Here is a 15582-nt window from a genome sequence, read left to right as displayed (position 1 = left end):
GGTTTTCCCCTTCTCGCTTATTTCACTATCCGAGAAAGACCATCTTCCTGATGCGCCTTGCACGCCTGCTTTCAACGTCTGCACTCATTGCCTTAGGGGTCGCTCCTGCACTGGCAGCCCCCGCCGCGTCGTCCCCTGATCATAAGTCAAACCGCCATCAGGCAGCCGCAGCGGCACCGTCAATGATGGGTAATACCGCGCCAACAGATGAAGTGCATGAAGAGCACGTGTCCGTTAGCGGTCGTCGCAAGTATTTTGACGGCGTTACACGCCGTGACGTTGGTGGCGGCCTGATGCAGAAGCAGGACGCAGCAAAGTCTGTTTCCAGCGTGTCTCGCGATTTCATTGAAAAGCAGGCTCCGGGTCAGGACCCGATGCAGCTCATCTCCCTGCTTCCAGGCGCCAACGTGTCGTCTTCCGACCCGGCCGGCCTGACAGGAAGCCACATGAGCTCCCGTGGCCTCGATCAGACGCAGATGGGCTTTACCCTTGAAGGCTTCCCGATCAACGACGTCGGCTCCTTCCAGACGTATTCCCAGGAAATCGTGGATTCAGAAAACCTTCAGAAGGTTAATCTCGCTCAAGGTTCCGCGGATCTGGACAGCCCACATCTGAGCGCCACGGGCGGCGTGGTCGACATGTATATGATCGATCCGAAGATGAAGGCTGGCGGCGCCTTCGACGTGTCCTACGGGTCTTATGATTATACCCGCGGCTTCCTGCGCCTCGACACTGGCAAGATCGGCCACACGAACCTGCGTGCCTATTTTTCCGGTTCCTATGCGACGGAAGATGCCGTTCATAGTGAGGCAACAAACCGGAAGCTGCACGCCGAAGGCAAGATCGTGAATGACTGGGGCGACGGCAACCGCGTCTCTCTCGCGATCGTTGGCAATCGCCTCTACAACTACCTGAACCGCTCCGTGAACATGGCGTCGTGGGACGAATACGGTCTGGGCGTGAAGGACAAATACGTGACGTCCTGCTCGGCTGGTGCAACCTGCACGCGCCCGAATGGCAGCACATTCAAGAACACCACCACGTCCACGATCTCCAACACCGTCTATAATGGCGTGTACAAAGATCCGACCGGCCAGACCACGAAGAGCGATGCGGACTATTACAAGTTCCATCAGAACCCGTTCACCAACATTTATGTCAGTGCACCATCCACCTTTAAGCTGACCGATCACCTGACACTGACGGAAACACCTTACTTCTGGTACGGCAGCGGCAGTGGCGGCGGGGCATACACGGTTCCCACCAGCTATGGTGCGACAACAATGGGCGGAACACTTGAAGGGCAGTCCGTTGCAAAGGGCAGCCTGCTCTATGAACCGTCCATCACCACAACCTATCGCCCCGGTGCCGTCACGAAGCTGACGCTGACCACAGGGGTCAACCGCCTCATGGTTGGTTACTGGTTCGAATATTCCAAGCAGATCCAGAGCGGCCCCGCCACGGGCATTGGCGCGGACGGAACGCCCTGGAGCGTTTGGGGACAGGCTGCAAACTACGTTTTTGATAACGGGCAGACCTATCAGTATCGCTCTAACCTGACGCAGACCCGCGTGCACACAATGTTCATCGGTGACAGCCTGTCTCTGCTGAACAACAAGCTCACGATCGAGGGCGGCCTCAAATACGCCATCGTCACCCGTGATGCGCAGAATATGCTGCCAAACACATCCACCGGCCCATACATCAACAAGACGTACTATGAGCCGCTGCCAACGGCGTCGATCCGCTATCAGATCAACCCTGAAAACCAGATCTTCATCTCCGGCGCGACCAACTTCCGGATGCCGACGAACTACGCGCTTTTCGATGCCGGCACGTATTACAATGTGAAGGCTCCCAACCAGGCCAGCAGCGGTTACGCCACACGCGGCACCTCAAACCTCAACCCGGAAATTTCCATCTCGGAAGAAGCGGGCTGGCGTTACACCGGGTCAACCGTCATGGGATCGATCACCTACTTCCATTATAATTTCACCAACCGGTTCTTCTCGCAGAGCCAGTGCACCGATGACGCCTGCTCAAACTACTACAGCAACAACATCAATGCGGGCGGTCAGAGCACAAACGGTGTGGACGCAGAGATCGGCACGCGTCCGATTTTCTATCATCTGCGCCCGTATGTATCCTTTGAGTATGTTGATGCCCGCACGACCAGCAACCTGCGCGGCGGCAGCGGAAGCTCCGTGGATTACCTGCACACCAAGGGCAAGTTCGCGCCTGAAACACCAAAATATCAGGTTGGCTTCAATCTGGATTACGATGACGGAAATCTTTTCGGCGCCTACAGCCTGAAATACGTCGCCAAGCAGTATTCAACGTTCATGAACGACGAGGCACTCCCGTCTTACGTGCGCATGAACCTGACCGTCGGTTATCGCTTCCACAATGTTGGCTTCCTGCAGAGCCCCAACGTCAAGCTCAACATCTCCAACATTGCCGACAAGCACTATCTGGGCTTCCCGCTCAGCGTGCAGACGAATGCAACAACCATGAAGGGCATTTTCGGCAATACGGTAAAGGGCACTGCCCCGACCTACGCCATTGCAGCACCTTTCGCCGCAACGGGCTCCATCAGCGCCGGTTTCTGATGCCCTCCTGAGGCTGACCCTCGTCGGCCCCAGAAGCACGTAGAACCTGACAAACCATCCGGCTCATGGCAATCAGACAGCCATGAGCCCTTTCTCCACGCCTCCAGTTGTTGCCATCGTTGGCGCAGGTCCCGCCGGACTGTTTGCCGCTGAATATCTTTCTGGTCATGGATGTCACGTCGAAATCTTTGAGCAGATGCCCAGCGTGGGACGGAAACTGCTCATGGCAGGCCGAAGTGGCCTCAACCTGACCCACTCTGAGCCACTCGACCTTTTCATAACACGCTATGGACCAGCTCAGGACTGGCTGACCCCAGCCTTGCTGAACTTCCCGCCAGACGCTCTGCGTCGCTGGGCTGAAAGCCTTGGGCAAGAGTGCTTTAGTGGAAGCTCGGGGCGAGTTTTCCCCAAAAGCATGAAAGCGTCTCCTCTCCTTCGCGCTTGGCTCGGTCGCCTTGCAGAACAAGGCGTTCAGATCAGGACACGCCATCGCTTCACAGGATGGGAGGGTTCACGACTGACCTTTGAAAGCCCTTCAGGTCCTGTCACCTTTGCTGCGGACGCCACGCTCATGGCCACAGGCGGAGCAAGCTGGTCTCGCCTGGGATCAGACGGGCGCTGGGCCAGTCTGTTCCCTACGGAAACATCCCCTTTTAAACCGTCAAACTGCGGTTTCATGCCCAACTGGCCCGATGACGTCTTGCAACGCCATGACGGTGAAGTACTCCATTCCGTCGGACTATCGTTTCAGGGAACGGAAACCCGTGGGGACCTCACCATTACGCCGCGCGGACTGGAAGGCTCTGCCCTTTATGCCCTCTCGGCCTCTCTCCGTGATGCCATCACCTCTACGGGCACCGCCACCCTGTCACTGGATCTGCGTCCCACCCTTTCTGAAGACGCCATTCTCAAACGCCTTCAGAACCAGCGACCGAGAGAGAGCCAGTCTAACCGCCTCCGCAAAGCTCTGTCTCTCGATGGTGCCTCCAGAGAACTGCTGCGACAGGCAACACCAAAACAAGCGACACCCCTCCAGCTGGCCCGGGCCATTAAAGCCCTCCCCATCGTCCTGACCGGGACAGACACCCTCGACCGCGCCATTTCGACCGCAGGGGGATTACGTCAGGACGCATTAGACGAAAAATTCATGGTGAAGGCTCATCCCGGGGTGTTTGCAGCTGGCGAGATGCTGGATTGGGAAGCCCCAACCGGGGGTTATCTTCTGCAGGGATGTTTTTCCACCGGTCTTGCCGCAGCAAAAGGCGTCCTTGGGTGGCTAGAATCGTCAGTTTCGGGTATCCGCTGACGCCATGACATCCATCGTTCTCGGACAGGGCCGCGACGGCTCAGACACCTGCATTGATTTGCCGGAACTGCTGGCCACGCGCCTATTGGTTCAGGGTAACTCCGGCTCGGGCAAATCCCACCTTCTGCGCCGCCTGCTGGAACAGACAGCAACCCTCGTTCAACAGGTCATGATCGACCCGGAAGGCGACTTCGTCACCCTGGCAGACCGCTATGGCCATCTGGTCATTGACGTTGAAGACCAGTCTGAAGCCAGTTTGCGCGCAGCCGGTGAACGTGTCAGGGCGCATCGTGCATCTGTTGTGCTGAACCTTGAACAGGTGGAAGCCGAAATGCAGCTGCGTGCCGCTGGTGCATTCCTGAACGGCATGTTCGAAGCACCCCGCGCCAACTGGTATCCGGCTCTGGTTGTGGTGGACGAAGCCCAGCTCTTCGCACCGGTTGCGGGCGGGGACACATCCGATGAAGCCCGCCGCCTCTCACTGGGGGCCATGACAAACCTCATGTGTCGTGGGCGTAAACGTGGTCTGGCCGGTGTCATCGCAACACAGCGCCTGGCCAAACTGGCCAAGAACGTCGCGGCAGAAGCCTCGAACTTCCTGATGGGCCGGACCTTCCTCGACATCGACATGGCCCGCGCGGCAGATCTTCTGGGCATGGAGCGTCGGGCCGCGGAATCGTTCCGTGATCTTGCCCGCGGGCAGTTCATGGCGCTCGGCCCCGCTCTGTCCCGTCGTCCGAAGCTGCTGACAATCGGCCCCGTAGAAACAGCCAGCCACAACACGGGGCCAGTGCTTGTTCCCCTGCAGCCCATGGATGCCGAGGACCTGCGAGACATTATTCTCGAACCCGTTCACGAATTTTCGCCGCGCCCCCGCCGCGAAACACGCCCCCCTCCGCCGGATCTTCTCGCACAGCTTGATGCCTATGGCGCGACCCGCGAAGCGGCTGAAGAACCCACCACAGCAGCCGAAACGACTGAGATTGATCCAGCCCATATCTGGGACATGGTTGCTGGCGTGGCATCCGAGGAAGGCGCGGATTACAAGCCGCTTGCCACTCTCTATCAGGACTTTCAGCTCCGGGCCCGCATTCAGGGGCTATCACGAAACATCCTCGATCTCGGTCGTTTCCAGCGCATTCTTGCAACCATCCGCGCGGGTCTGGACCGGGAACGTGCTGAAAGTGAAGAGTGGCAGAAAGCCGAAGCCATAGCCGCGTCTCTGCCGGAAGATGTTCAGGGCGTCTTTTTGTTGCTGGCGCGCACCGCACTCGATTCGGAAACCTGCCCGGATGACAGCGCTCTTGCCCGCGCCTACGGCACGCACTCACTAGGGCGGGCCCGCCGCCAGCTGACATATCTTGAGGAAAGAGAAGTCATAGTATTGCAGGAGACCCCGTTCGGACGGCGCGTCGCGATCGTGGGCCTAGGCTGGCAAACGGCGTCATAAAACTGTCACGCCGCCTTCACACTAGGTTCACACAACCATCACGATATTGAGACTAGTTTCCGCCCGTTCCGACTCCGCTTCGTTACGGGAAAGCTATCCATGTCATCCAAATCCCAGCGCAACCGCGCGCTGCTCTTTCTTTTCTGTTCTCCGCTGGCAGTGAGCATGGCACTGCCTTCAGCCAAAGCTGCCACCGCGTCGACAAACAGCAAGAAACACACCGCAGCACACAAGGCCGCAGCCGTTTCCGGCGGATCGGAACAGCTGGTTATTACCGCAAAGCGCACCCGCTCCGAGCAGACACTGGGCCGCGTTCAGATCCAGCGCATCATGCCGGGCATCAACCCCATCAAGGCGCTGCAGATCCTGCCAGGTGTTGTGTTCAACAATGCTGACCCCTGGGGCAACAACGAACAGAACTCATCACTGTATGTGCATGGTTTTGCCAAAGAGCAGCTCGGTTATACGCTTGATGGAATTCCCCTCGGCGATCAGGCCTACGGTAACTACAACGGCCTCTCCCCGCAGCGTGCATCCATCAGCGAAAACATCGGGTCTGCGTCCATTGCCACCGGTGCAGGCGGTCTGGGTACGGCATCCACGTCCAATCTCGGCGGTACACTCGAATTTACGACGCAGGATCCACTGCGCAAGCGCGGCGCTCAGATCGAACAGGTCTTTGGCAGCTGGTCCACATTCCGCACCTTCGCGCGTCTCGACACAGGTGAATTCGGAAATGGCAACTCGGCCTATGTCTCATTCGCTCGTCAGGATGCGCGCGCATGGGATTTCGCTGGCCATCAGGGCGGCTATCAGGTCAATGCCAAGTTCGTTCACCACAGCGCCCATGACCGCTTTTCGGTCTTCTTTGACTGGTCCCAGAAAGTGGAGCCGAACGAAGACAGCGTAACGCTGCCACAGGGCTACGGCACTTATGTCCGTCCCTTCACGTATCCAAATTATAATTACGCAAAATCCTATATTAATTCAGCTGCCTACACGAATGCAGGCCTGAACTACCGCAATTACTATTCCGCTGCCCAGCGTGAAGATTTCCTGGCCTATGCAAAGTGGACGCATGATTTCAATGCGAACCTGCACTGGGATAACTCGATCTATTACCATCATGATCTAGGTGAAGGCGTCGTCGCAGGCCCAATTACGGCTGCGGGTCTGCCTACCCTCTTCGCAGCTTATTTCCCCGGTCAGGATCTCAGCACGGTCTTCGGTGGATCCGGTTACGCCACGCGTACAACCGAATACTGGGATAACCGCGGTGGCCTGATCTCCACACTGCGCTACCACCTCGGCAAGCATTCCATTGAAGTTGGTGGATGGTATGAGCGCAACAACAATACGCAGGCTCGTCGCTGGTACCCGCTGGATGCCAACAACCCGACCACACCATACGAGCGCCAGCAGAACGCCCTGATCGACCAGTATACGAACAACTTCTACACCAACACGTTCGTCACCCATCTGCAGGACAACTGGCAGGTTTCCAAGAACTTCTCCCTGACGGCTGGTTTCAAGTCTGAGCTCGTTTATACGAACGGCACACTGCCTGTTGCTGCCAAGGCGGGCTCGCTCTCTCCGTCCTACGCTGTCACGGCTCCGGGTGGTACGATCGCTGCGGAACGTCCGTTCCTGCCATCCTTCGGTGCGGTCTGGAACATCACGCCGAATGAACAGTGGTTCGCCACCATTCAGGAAAACATGCGCTCCTTCCAGGACGCGGGCTACGGCAACGCCACACCTTGGGGCGCAACCAGCCAGGCTGCGTTCGAAGACTTCAAGAAGAACGGCAAGCCGGAAACATCATGGACGTACGAGACCGGTCTGCGTGAGCATCGCCAGATCCACCTCGGCCCGCTGACGTCTATCGAAGGGCAGCTGTCATACTATCACGTGCACTTCTCGAACCGCCTTCTGGCTGTTGCCACCACGCAGACGCTGTCTTCCATCATCGGGTCTGCCACAACGCTTGCCAACGTTGGTTCCGTCACGACCGATGGTATGGACTTCTCCTTCACGTCCCATTTCGGCGAGCATTTCTCTCTCTACAACGGCCTGTCCTATAACAAGTCCACCTACAACGATAACTACAGCACCGGCACGACAGTCGTGCATACGGCTGGCAAGAATGTTGTGGGTATGCCTGCCTGGTCTGAGAAGTTCGTCTTCAGCACCAACTGGGGCAATGCTTATGGCCAGTTCATCGGTGTTGTGACCGGCAAGCGTTATGCAACCTACACCAACGACATGTACGCCGCCCCGTTTGCTCAGTTTGACATGAACGCCGGCTACACGTTCCATGGCATCCCTCACATTGCAGCCCTGCGTGTTCAGGGTAACATCACCAACCTGACCAACACACACGCCTGGTCCACCATCAACGCGACCCAGACTTCTGGTCAGTTCAGTGCCTTCCCGGTTGCCCCGCGCAGCTTCTTCCTGACACTGAACGCCACGCTGTAAGGACTGATCCATGCTGACGCGCCGCCGCACTCTGGGGTTGCTTTCCGCAGCCCTCCCTGCCCTTCACCTGAGCCGCTCCGCAAAGGCGGCTCCTTCCCTGGCTCCAAAGCCACTGGTGTTTGCTCACCGTGGCGCGTCGGCTCTCCGTCCTGAACACACACTCGGTGCTTATGCCAAGGCAATGCTGGACGGCGCCGATTTCATCGAGCCCGATCTGGTCATGACAAAAGACGGCCATATGGTCGTCCGTCATGAAAGCAACATCGCCGATACGACAGACGTTTCGGATCACCCGGAATTCGCCGACCGCAAAAAGACCGTCACCATCGACGGCCAGAAGCAGACCGGCTGGTTCACCACGGATTTCACGCTTGCGGAACTGAAAACACTCCGCGCCCGTGAGCGTTTGGCCACCCTTCGTGTCCATAACACCCGCTACAACGACCGCTTCGAAATCCCGACGTTTGAGGAGGTCATCGAAGTTGTGGCGGCTCAGGCTGCTGCCACCGGCAAGACCTTCGGTCTGATCCCGGAACTGAAGCATTCCACGCATTTTCACAGCCTGGGCCATGATCCGGAAGCAATCTTCCTCAAGACCATCGCGGCTCACGAATATACGCGCCAGGCCCCGCTCGAAATCCAGTCTTTCGAAACGTCCAACCTTGCCCGTATCCGGGAGCAGGCACTGGCCATCAACCCACAGACACGACTGATGCTTCTGATGGGTGAACGCAGACAGGTTCCGCCCGATCTTGCCGCAGCAGGAAAAACAACAACCTTCGGCGACCTGATGACACCGAGCGGCCTTAGGGAGGTCCGTCATTATGCCGACGTCATCGGCCCATCGAACACAGATCTGATCCCCCGGGATTCCAAAGGCGCATGGCTTGAACCCAGCACACTGGTGGATGACGCGCACCGTGCAGGTCTGCTCGTTCATTCCTACACAGCACGCCCGGAAAACTACTTTCTTCCTGCTCAGCTTCGAAATGACGCAGGCCCAGCAGCTCGCAACCCCCAAGGTATGATCGCAGAGGTCCGCCGCTACCTAGATATGGGGATCGACGGGTTCTTCACAGATGACCCAGCCCTAGGACGCCATCTCGTGGACACAACATTTTAATAAAAATGGGAGGATATTTTAATTACCTCGAAATACCCTCCCATATACTAGTATAAAACTCTGTAAAAACCGAGTTTTTAGAATAAAATATTACTTTAAAAATATTCGAATTTTTAACTATTGTCTTATTTTACGAGCAGACTGACATTTTTAAAAAAGAAATATGAAAAAAACACTATCCCGAAAATTTATTTTCATTTTTCTAAAAAGGCTCTACCATTTTAACAAATTGGTGTGCCGAAATTATAAAGCAACGCCATTGATAAGAATAACACCGGTGGCGCAAACGCCAAGGCTTGCAAGGAAACAGTCATGCGTGTGGGAATAGCGATCTTATCCTATAAGCGGTGTGATATTACACGCCACACCATTGAACAGGTCCGACGCCACACCAAGGCCGATCATGAGCTTATCGTCGTTGACGATGGATCACCTGATAACACTCAGAATATGCTTGAAGAGCTCGGGGTAGCTTACATACGAGGACCAAACTGTGGGGTCGTATGGAACAAAAACCGAGCGATTTTTTATCTTCATGAAATGTGCCACTGCGATGTCGTCATTCTTCTTGAAGAAGACACTTTCCCAATAGAGGACGGCTGGGAACAAGCGTGGATCGATGGAGCAAAACGATGGGGTCACGTTAATCTCGCCCCGTCTCACTGGCCCTTAAATGATCGAATTGGCGGAACTGGCACTGTCTCCAATCCGATTGTTTCGCGGTATGTAACTGGCCAGTGCTGCTCCTTTTCGCGAGAGGCGCTCTCGGTCGTCGGATATCTCGACACCCGCTTTCGGGGGTACGGCCATGCCCATGTCGAACATACTATACGCTTTCTACGAGCAGGCTGGGGAGGCTACATAAAATCAGGCCGAGATCATAATTTTTATCTCATTCGTTCTCCACTCAAGGTTACCTGCCTTGATAAGCCGCCTCCGGTAGCTGATTATTCTAAAAATGGTGATGTATTTAATAGCATAAGACATGATCATATACATCGCTGGTGCTGGAGAGATGAAGAAGAGATGGCTATTTTCCATACTTCTTTTGCAACTCTATCAAGAAGTGGAATTCCGGTTCCAACAATTTCAAAACGAGAATGGTTTTTATCTGATAACACAGATCAGAGTTTAGTCTGGGATCAGAAATCTCAAGTTGTCATTTCCACTCCAGACAAAAAAGATGAAAGACCTAAAATCATTGCTACGGTCTCAGGTGAAACGGTGCAGTTCAAAATTTTGAAAGATCAAACATTTTGGATAACATGGGGCCAACCAGGAGAAGCAGCGTTAAAGGAAAAACGTTCTGAAGCTGCCACTTTCAAACTCATTTATGGAAAAAACGGTGGAGTAGGATTTTCCTGTAACGGCCTCTTCCTTTGTACAGATCATAGTTTTGGTGACCATGTTATGCTTTCGAGGTCAGAAATGAAGAAATGGGAAATTTTCCATTTCTCAGGCTTCTCTGAACTAGAACAGCCCATCACCAGCCCCATGCGCTCTGACCGCATGCAGGACTGGACTCTTTAGAGAAACAGTATTGCCCCTTAAACATTTCAAGAGACAATAATATTTTGCTTAGTCTTGGTTTGTAGAAATCAAGAAAAATTTCTCCCAAGCTCGTGCATATTCTCTATTGCACTCCACAACTCCATCAGGAGTTGTGGATACAAACCGGCTTGTGACCGGATGCTTAAGTGAAAATGTTTTTTCATTTTGACTAGTCTGCATTTTAAAATTTAAAGTATTTGAAACGCTATCAAGCTGATCCATAGATAAAACATCCCCACCTGCTGTAGAAAGCTCTATCCATTTTGAATCATAAATATATGCAAAAATTTTATGTATCCGCGGGCCGACTCCACTTCCAGCATGAATTTTTCCAAGCTGCCGGTCTATTTGAAGAAAAGAGTCGAATTTTGTTTTTATTAAATAAGGACCTTCCTTTTTACTGTAGTTATTTTTGTTATTTTCTTCCTTTAAAACAATTTTATCTTCGTAATAATCTATGACTAGGTTCGCAACGTCCATAGGATTATCTATTGTGAACTCTGCGGGAACGCCAGCTCCTGGAGAGTTTTTAAGGATTAGTGTCGGTGTCGAAAAATATTGAATATTTGCGTCGTTGACCTGGTCCATCAGCCAGAAATTTGTGGAATAACTATTGCCATAGCAAAGCGCTAAACCGCGAGGAGAGGAACAAAATATACTATTGTGAAATGCGGAGCCAACAAACCCGCTGGTCAATCTATCAGAAGAAAAAAGACCCATTTGCTCTCTTATGGAAAGAGTTTCCGGGTAAACAATTCTAAACCCTCTATTACTTAAAATAGAGGTTATTTCCTCCTCACCTTCTATTGTTCTCATCGCACTTTTAAATTTTTCTCTCGAAAGAAAAATTGGATCAGAAATACCTAAATCAATAGCATATTTTCTACCTAATCTATTGCAAAATTCTGCAAATTGTCGATGAGAAAAATGATTTTCTTCAAATGATACGCCAGAAATAAGGAGGCTGGTGACTGTCGTCGGACGATCAAAAATAATAAATTGCTCTTTTACAAGACCGATCATCTCGAAAATTTCTTTAATCCAAGAAACGGAAAATAATTTTTCTATAGTATCTCCACTGTGGCAGATGATTTTTTTATTAAGATACCAATGTGGCGCGCACCAAAATCTCGGCAACGTCTCTGTCAAAAAATGCCCAAAATGCGTTCCAATATGCCCCCCATAAAAATATGAGTTCTCCGTCGCGCGCGGATATGATGATGAGGGAGAAATACTAGAACTTGGAGACTGTCCTAATGAAAAATTTGGCCAACCTCGACGAGGGCCAGCTGTTTGTACAAGACGCCCATAACTATCATAAATACCGTAATTGGAATCATGTGGGCCAGGAATTCTCGGGATATAAAGGACATCATCATAGATATTTATTTCTGGCGGGTTTTGAAAAATTTTTAACCCTGCACTAACAGGATTAGCCGAAATTATTTTATTCATAATTATTTCCACTATATCTTAAAGACGATTTAATCGAAAAAACACTCACGATTCAGATGAAAAATATTATGCTATTTTTCAATTCTTCAAAACATCTTTTGAAAAGAAACCAAAATTGTTCAGCCATACGTTAACCCTCTGAATACTCAGGAGGTTAACGTGTATCTTCGTTCTGTGGGTCTTTTCGTTATTCTCTTTAGCGCTCCCGTCAGTGCGTCAGCCGAGTGCAAGCAGAGCCCGTTTTCCCTGAAACTTCCTACTCAACGCATGGATGAGCGACTGCAAAACCTTGCTCACCAGACAGGGTGTTTCGTAGAGGTGGATCCGGCGCTTCTAGGCACCATGAAAGCGCCAGCCGTCTCAGGTGTCCTGACACCCCGACAGGCATTCAGTCGATCCCTAAAAAGGAGCGGCCTACGCTATCGGTTTGTGAAAGATCATTGGAAAATTACATCTCAAAGCCAGACGACCGACCATCCAATTCATGACTCGTTCGTCCAGCCTTGGTGATGCGATGTATCACCCCACCTTGAAATGCTTGATAATCGCCTTGTTGAAAGCAGGCAGATCGTCGGGGCATCGTGAGAAAACATAAGGGCCGTCTGTCACAACTTCTGTGTCCACCCAGCTTGCTCCCGCATTTTCAAGATCGGTCTTGATTGCAGGCCATGATGTAACGGTACGGCCTCGTAGCTCGTTTACTTCGATTAAAACCTGCGCTCCGTGACAGATTGCAGCGATCGGCTTGTTGGCCTTCACAAACTCCTTCACGAACGCCACGACATCCCGGTTCATGCGGAGGCTATCAGGTGAGGCAAGCCCTCCCGGCAGCAAAAGAGCATCAAAATCGGAAGCTTTTGCATCCGCAATGCCTAGCTCTGCTTTAATTTTGCGAGACGGATAAATGTCCTTGTTGACCGCCTGAAACTCGCCTGCTTTCAACGAGATTACAGTCACAGTCGCGCCCGCTTTTTCCAGCGCCTCTTGTGGGGATGTCAGCTCGATTTCTTCCAGGCCATCAGTGGCCAGTGCAGCAACTTTAACCATGTTTCCGGTCCTTTCATAAAAAAAGGGCAGTCCGGTTTCGGACTGCCCTTTTGAACATCAAGCGTTGAGATAAATCGTCTTGGTCTGCACATAGGCTTCCAGCCCGTGCTGTCCGTCTTCCCCCCCAAGGCCACTTTCTTTGTAGCCATGGTGGAAACCCTGCGGCGCTTCACCGCCGGGACGGTTCACGTAGACTTCCCCGAACTCCAGCTCACGCGTCATACGCAGGATACGACCCAGATCCTTCGTGAAGAGGTAGGCTGACAGCCCATACCGGCAGTCATTGGCCCAAGCGAGCGCCTGATCAAAATCCACCACTTTAATAAGCGACATGACAGGGCCAAACACCTCGTTATGAACAATGTCCATATCCTGCGAGACGTCCGTCAGCAGTGTGGGTGCGTAAAAATAGCCCTTATCGTAGACACCGCCCGTTAAGCGTTTCCCACCAGTTTCCAGCGTGGCACCTTGGCGAACAGCCTTTTCGACAATCTCGTGAACCTTGGTGAGTTCGTCTTCGCTCACCTTGGGGCCCATGTCCGTTGAAGGGTCAGTCGGCAGACCAACCTTCAGTGCGTCGATCTTCTGACGAACCTTCTGCACAAAGTCGTCATAAACTGCTTCATGGATGTAGGTACGTTCATTGCAGGTACAGACCTGCCCCGTGTTCATGAAGCGAGATTGCACAGCCGCTTCCGCCGCCTTTTCCAGATCAGCATCTTCCATCACCAGGAAAGGAGCCTTGCCACCAAGTTCCAGTCGAACTTCCTTCAGCGTCTCCGCCGCGGCGGCCATGATCTTTTTCCCGGCAGGCGTAGAGCCGGTCATGGTGATGAGCTTCACATCCGGATGCGCGACCAGCGGAACTCCGACTTCCGGGCCATCACCCGTGACAATATTAACGACACCTTTGGGAATGCCGACTTCCTCAACCAGCTTTGCCAGATGAAGCGACGCAAGCGGCGTCAGTTCGTGCGGCTTTACAACGATCGTATTCCCCGCAGCGATGGCCGGCCCAATCTTGCGAGCACAAAGAGCCAGCGGAAAGTTCCAGGCCGTAATGGCGCCAATCACGCCAAGAGGCACACGATCAATCAGAATTTTCTCGTCCGGGGTACTCCCCGGAATGATTTCCCCCTGAAGACGCAGCGTGTTTTCAGCCGAAAACCGCAGCAGCCCGATTGCGAAATCAACTTCGACTTCAGCTTCCTTTAGGGGCTTACCCATTTCGGACGTAATGATCTGGGCCAGAACCTTCTTGTCCCGCTTCACCAGATCTTTCAACGCATGGACATAATCCGCGCGCTCCGTCGCTGTCTTTCGGCTCCAGGCCGGAAACGCCGCCTTGGCTGCTGCTACCGCCTTATCCAGATCGGCTTCACCACCCCGAGCCGCCTGGCCGACCGTTTGTTTCGTGGCAGGATTTTCGACAGCAATCCATTCTCCCGTCTGCGGGGAAACCCATTCACCGTTAATGAAGAGATCGTATTTCTGAGCCATGAGTGCTCCTGTTTTGCAGGAAGCGCATCCTGCGCCGCTTTATTCCAGACGCATGAGACCGCTGCCGGTTCAATCGATGACCCGACACTGGCAAGAGATATGTTTTATTAAAAGTGATGATAAATCAGTGTTTCGTTCACTATTTATGAGTCTTTAGAGATTGAACCCAAACCATCCATGAACAGCCGGGCCAACACGCTCACTCGCGGCTCCCGCCAGACCGAATAGATATCACTGCCCTGAAGATCTGTGGGGTACTGCACAGCGATGCCTGTCTTACGGACAGCCCCCAGAGTTGAGAGAACACTCTGAGGAATACACGAAATTCCCAACCCCGCCTCTACGCAGGCCATAATGACGTCATAAGACTCAACGGTATGGATAAGACCACCGCCAAAGCCCTTCTGCTCCAGCCAAGCCTCAAAATACCGGCGATACAAACAGTCTGTATTGAACAGAAAGACTGTCTGGCCTGACTGAAGTGTCTTCTGTCCTTCGGGCAAAATAAGTGCCAGACGTTCGCGAAAGGCAAATGCGCTGCCCATCATGGGATGCTCGATTGGCCCATCCGTCAGAGCAAGATCAATCTCGCCATCAACCAGCATACGCTCAAGCGTATCTGTCGGCCGGATCAGTATCCTGATCTCTACACCCGGTGCCGCTGCCAGAAACTGCGGCACTCGACTGGGTAAATATTCCTTCAGTGCGACGTCCAAGGCCCCAACAGTCAGTATCCCGCGAGGCACGCCTTCAGAAAAGAGATCTGTCAGGTGCCGTGCCTCTTCCACGACGGTTTTGGCCTGTTGGTGAAACAATCGTCCTTCCGGCGTCAGAAAGAGACGGTTCTTTTCCCTCGTAAACAACTCCCGCCCCAGAAGCTGCTCCAGTTCCCGCAAGCGCGCCGTCACGTTGGACGCCACACAGTTCAGTTTCCGTGACGCTGCCACCACCGTTCCTGTCTCGACGACAGCACAGAACATTTCCAGCTGTGCAAGACGCAACGGATTCATGGGCGATTTTTCCTCAGCAGCGGACTCTTATCCCCAGATTCATGGAACATCTC

11 protein-coding genes are annotated in these 15582 nt (G+C 53.2%); 7 read left to right on the top strand and 4 right to left on the bottom strand.

Annotation, left to right across the window (positions count from 1 at the left end; all coding sequences use genetic code 11):
- The first annotated feature begins 50 nt into the window (after positions 1 to 50).
- From R5H23_RS06025 to R5H23_RS06000, 6 genes are all read left to right on the top strand, one after another.
- The gene (locus tag R5H23_RS06025; protein ID WP_086634424.1) at positions 51 to 2609 is read left to right on the top strand and encodes a TonB-dependent receptor; all 2559 of its coding nucleotides are present in this window, start codon (positions 51 to 53) and stop codon (positions 2607 to 2609) included.
- Positions 2610 to 2691: 82 nt separating this feature from the next.
- Entirely contained in the window at positions 2692 to 3915 is a 1224-nt protein-coding gene (locus R5H23_RS06020; RefSeq protein WP_317214805.1) for a TIGR03862 family flavoprotein, read from the top strand.
- Positions 3916 to 3919: 4 nt separating this feature from the next.
- Entirely contained in the window at positions 3920 to 5365 is a 1446-nt protein-coding gene (locus tag R5H23_RS06015) for an ATP-binding protein (protein WP_064273877.1), read from the top strand.
- A 99-nt stretch (positions 5366 to 5464) separates the two neighbouring features.
- The gene (locus R5H23_RS06010) at positions 5465 to 7843 is read left to right on the top strand and encodes a TonB-dependent receptor (RefSeq protein WP_211509312.1); all 2379 of its coding nucleotides are present in this window, start codon (positions 5465 to 5467) and stop codon (positions 7841 to 7843) included.
- Positions 7844 to 7853: 10 nt separating this feature from the next.
- Complete coding sequence (locus tag R5H23_RS06005; protein ID WP_211499975.1) at positions 7854 to 8966, top strand: glycerophosphodiester phosphodiesterase family protein; 1113 nt, start codon at positions 7854 to 7856, stop codon at positions 8964 to 8966.
- A 312-nt stretch (positions 8967 to 9278) separates the two neighbouring features.
- Entirely contained in the window at positions 9279 to 10496 is a 1218-nt protein-coding gene (locus tag R5H23_RS06000) for a glycosyltransferase (protein ID WP_317214804.1), read from the top strand.
- Positions 10497 to 10544: 48 nt separating this feature from the next.
- Here the strand turns inward: R5H23_RS06000 and R5H23_RS05995 are convergent, their stop codons facing one another.
- The gene (locus R5H23_RS05995) at positions 10545 to 11972 is read right to left on the bottom strand and encodes a glycosyltransferase 61 family protein (RefSeq protein ID WP_317214803.1); all 1428 of its coding nucleotides are present in this window, start codon (positions 11970 to 11972) and stop codon (positions 10545 to 10547) included.
- Between the two features lie 159 nt (positions 11973 to 12131).
- On the opposite strand from R5H23_RS05995, the gene R5H23_RS05990 reads away from it, so the two are divergent.
- Positions 12132 to 12482, top strand: a complete 351-nt coding sequence (locus tag R5H23_RS05990) for an STN domain-containing protein (protein WP_317214802.1) — start codon at positions 12132 to 12134, stop codon at positions 12480 to 12482.
- Positions 12483 to 12491: 9 nt separating this feature from the next.
- Here the strand turns inward: R5H23_RS05990 and R5H23_RS05985 are convergent, their stop codons facing one another.
- The 3 genes from R5H23_RS05985 to R5H23_RS05975 all read right to left on the bottom strand — a co-directional run bounded on the left by R5H23_RS05985 (position 12492) and on the right by R5H23_RS05975 (position 15529).
- The gene (locus R5H23_RS05985; RefSeq protein ID WP_086634417.1) at positions 12492 to 13019 is read right to left on the bottom strand and encodes a type 1 glutamine amidotransferase domain-containing protein; all 528 of its coding nucleotides are present in this window, start codon (positions 13017 to 13019) and stop codon (positions 12492 to 12494) included.
- A 57-nt stretch (positions 13020 to 13076) separates the two neighbouring features.
- A complete protein-coding gene (aldA, locus tag R5H23_RS05980) occupies positions 13077 to 14519 on the bottom strand; it encodes an aldehyde dehydrogenase (protein ID WP_317214801.1) in 1443 nt (480 codons plus the stop codon).
- A gap of 143 nt (positions 14520 to 14662) precedes the next feature.
- The gene (locus R5H23_RS05975) at positions 14663 to 15529 is read right to left on the bottom strand and encodes a LysR family transcriptional regulator (protein WP_211501963.1); all 867 of its coding nucleotides are present in this window, start codon (positions 15527 to 15529) and stop codon (positions 14663 to 14665) included.
- Positions 15530 to 15582 lie beyond the last annotated feature (53 nt).

This window comes from Gluconobacter sp. GP1, assembly GCF_032913585.1.
GTDB classification, from domain to species: domain Bacteria; phylum Pseudomonadota; class Alphaproteobacteria; order Acetobacterales; family Acetobacteraceae; genus Gluconobacter; species Gluconobacter cerinus.
The sequence above is the reverse complement of the archived record's forward strand: the minus strand, read 5'-3'. Positions and strand labels throughout refer to the sequence as shown.

Coding starts and splice junctions, on each gene's coding strand:
- R5H23_RS06025 (WP_086634424.1), top strand. CDS start 51: ATGCGCCTTGCACGCCTGCTTTCAACGTCTGCACTCATTGCCTTAGGG.
- R5H23_RS06020 (WP_317214805.1), top strand. CDS start 2,692: ATGAGCCCTTTCTCCACGCCTCCAGTTGTTGCCATCGTTGGCGCAGGT.
- R5H23_RS06015 (WP_064273877.1), top strand. CDS start 3,920: ATGACATCCATCGTTCTCGGACAGGGCCGCGACGGCTCAGACACCTGC.
- R5H23_RS06010 (WP_211509312.1), top strand. CDS start 5,465: ATGTCATCCAAATCCCAGCGCAACCGCGCGCTGCTCTTTCTTTTCTGT.
- R5H23_RS06005 (WP_211499975.1), top strand. CDS start 7,854: ATGCTGACGCGCCGCCGCACTCTGGGGTTGCTTTCCGCAGCCCTCCCT.
- R5H23_RS06000 (WP_317214804.1), top strand. CDS start 9,279: ATGCGTGTGGGAATAGCGATCTTATCCTATAAGCGGTGTGATATTACA.
- R5H23_RS05995 (WP_317214803.1), bottom strand. CDS start 11,972: ATGAATAAAATAATTTCGGCTAATCCTGTTAGTGCAGGGTTAAAAATT.
- R5H23_RS05985 (WP_086634417.1), bottom strand. CDS start 13,019: ATGGTTAAAGTTGCTGCACTGGCCACTGATGGCCTGGAAGAAATCGAG.
- aldA (WP_317214801.1), bottom strand. CDS start 14,519: ATGGCTCAGAAATACGATCTCTTCATTAACGGTGAATGGGTTTCCCCG.
- R5H23_RS05975 (WP_211501963.1), bottom strand. CDS start 15,529: ATGAATCCGTTGCGTCTTGCACAGCTGGAAATGTTCTGTGCTGTCGTC.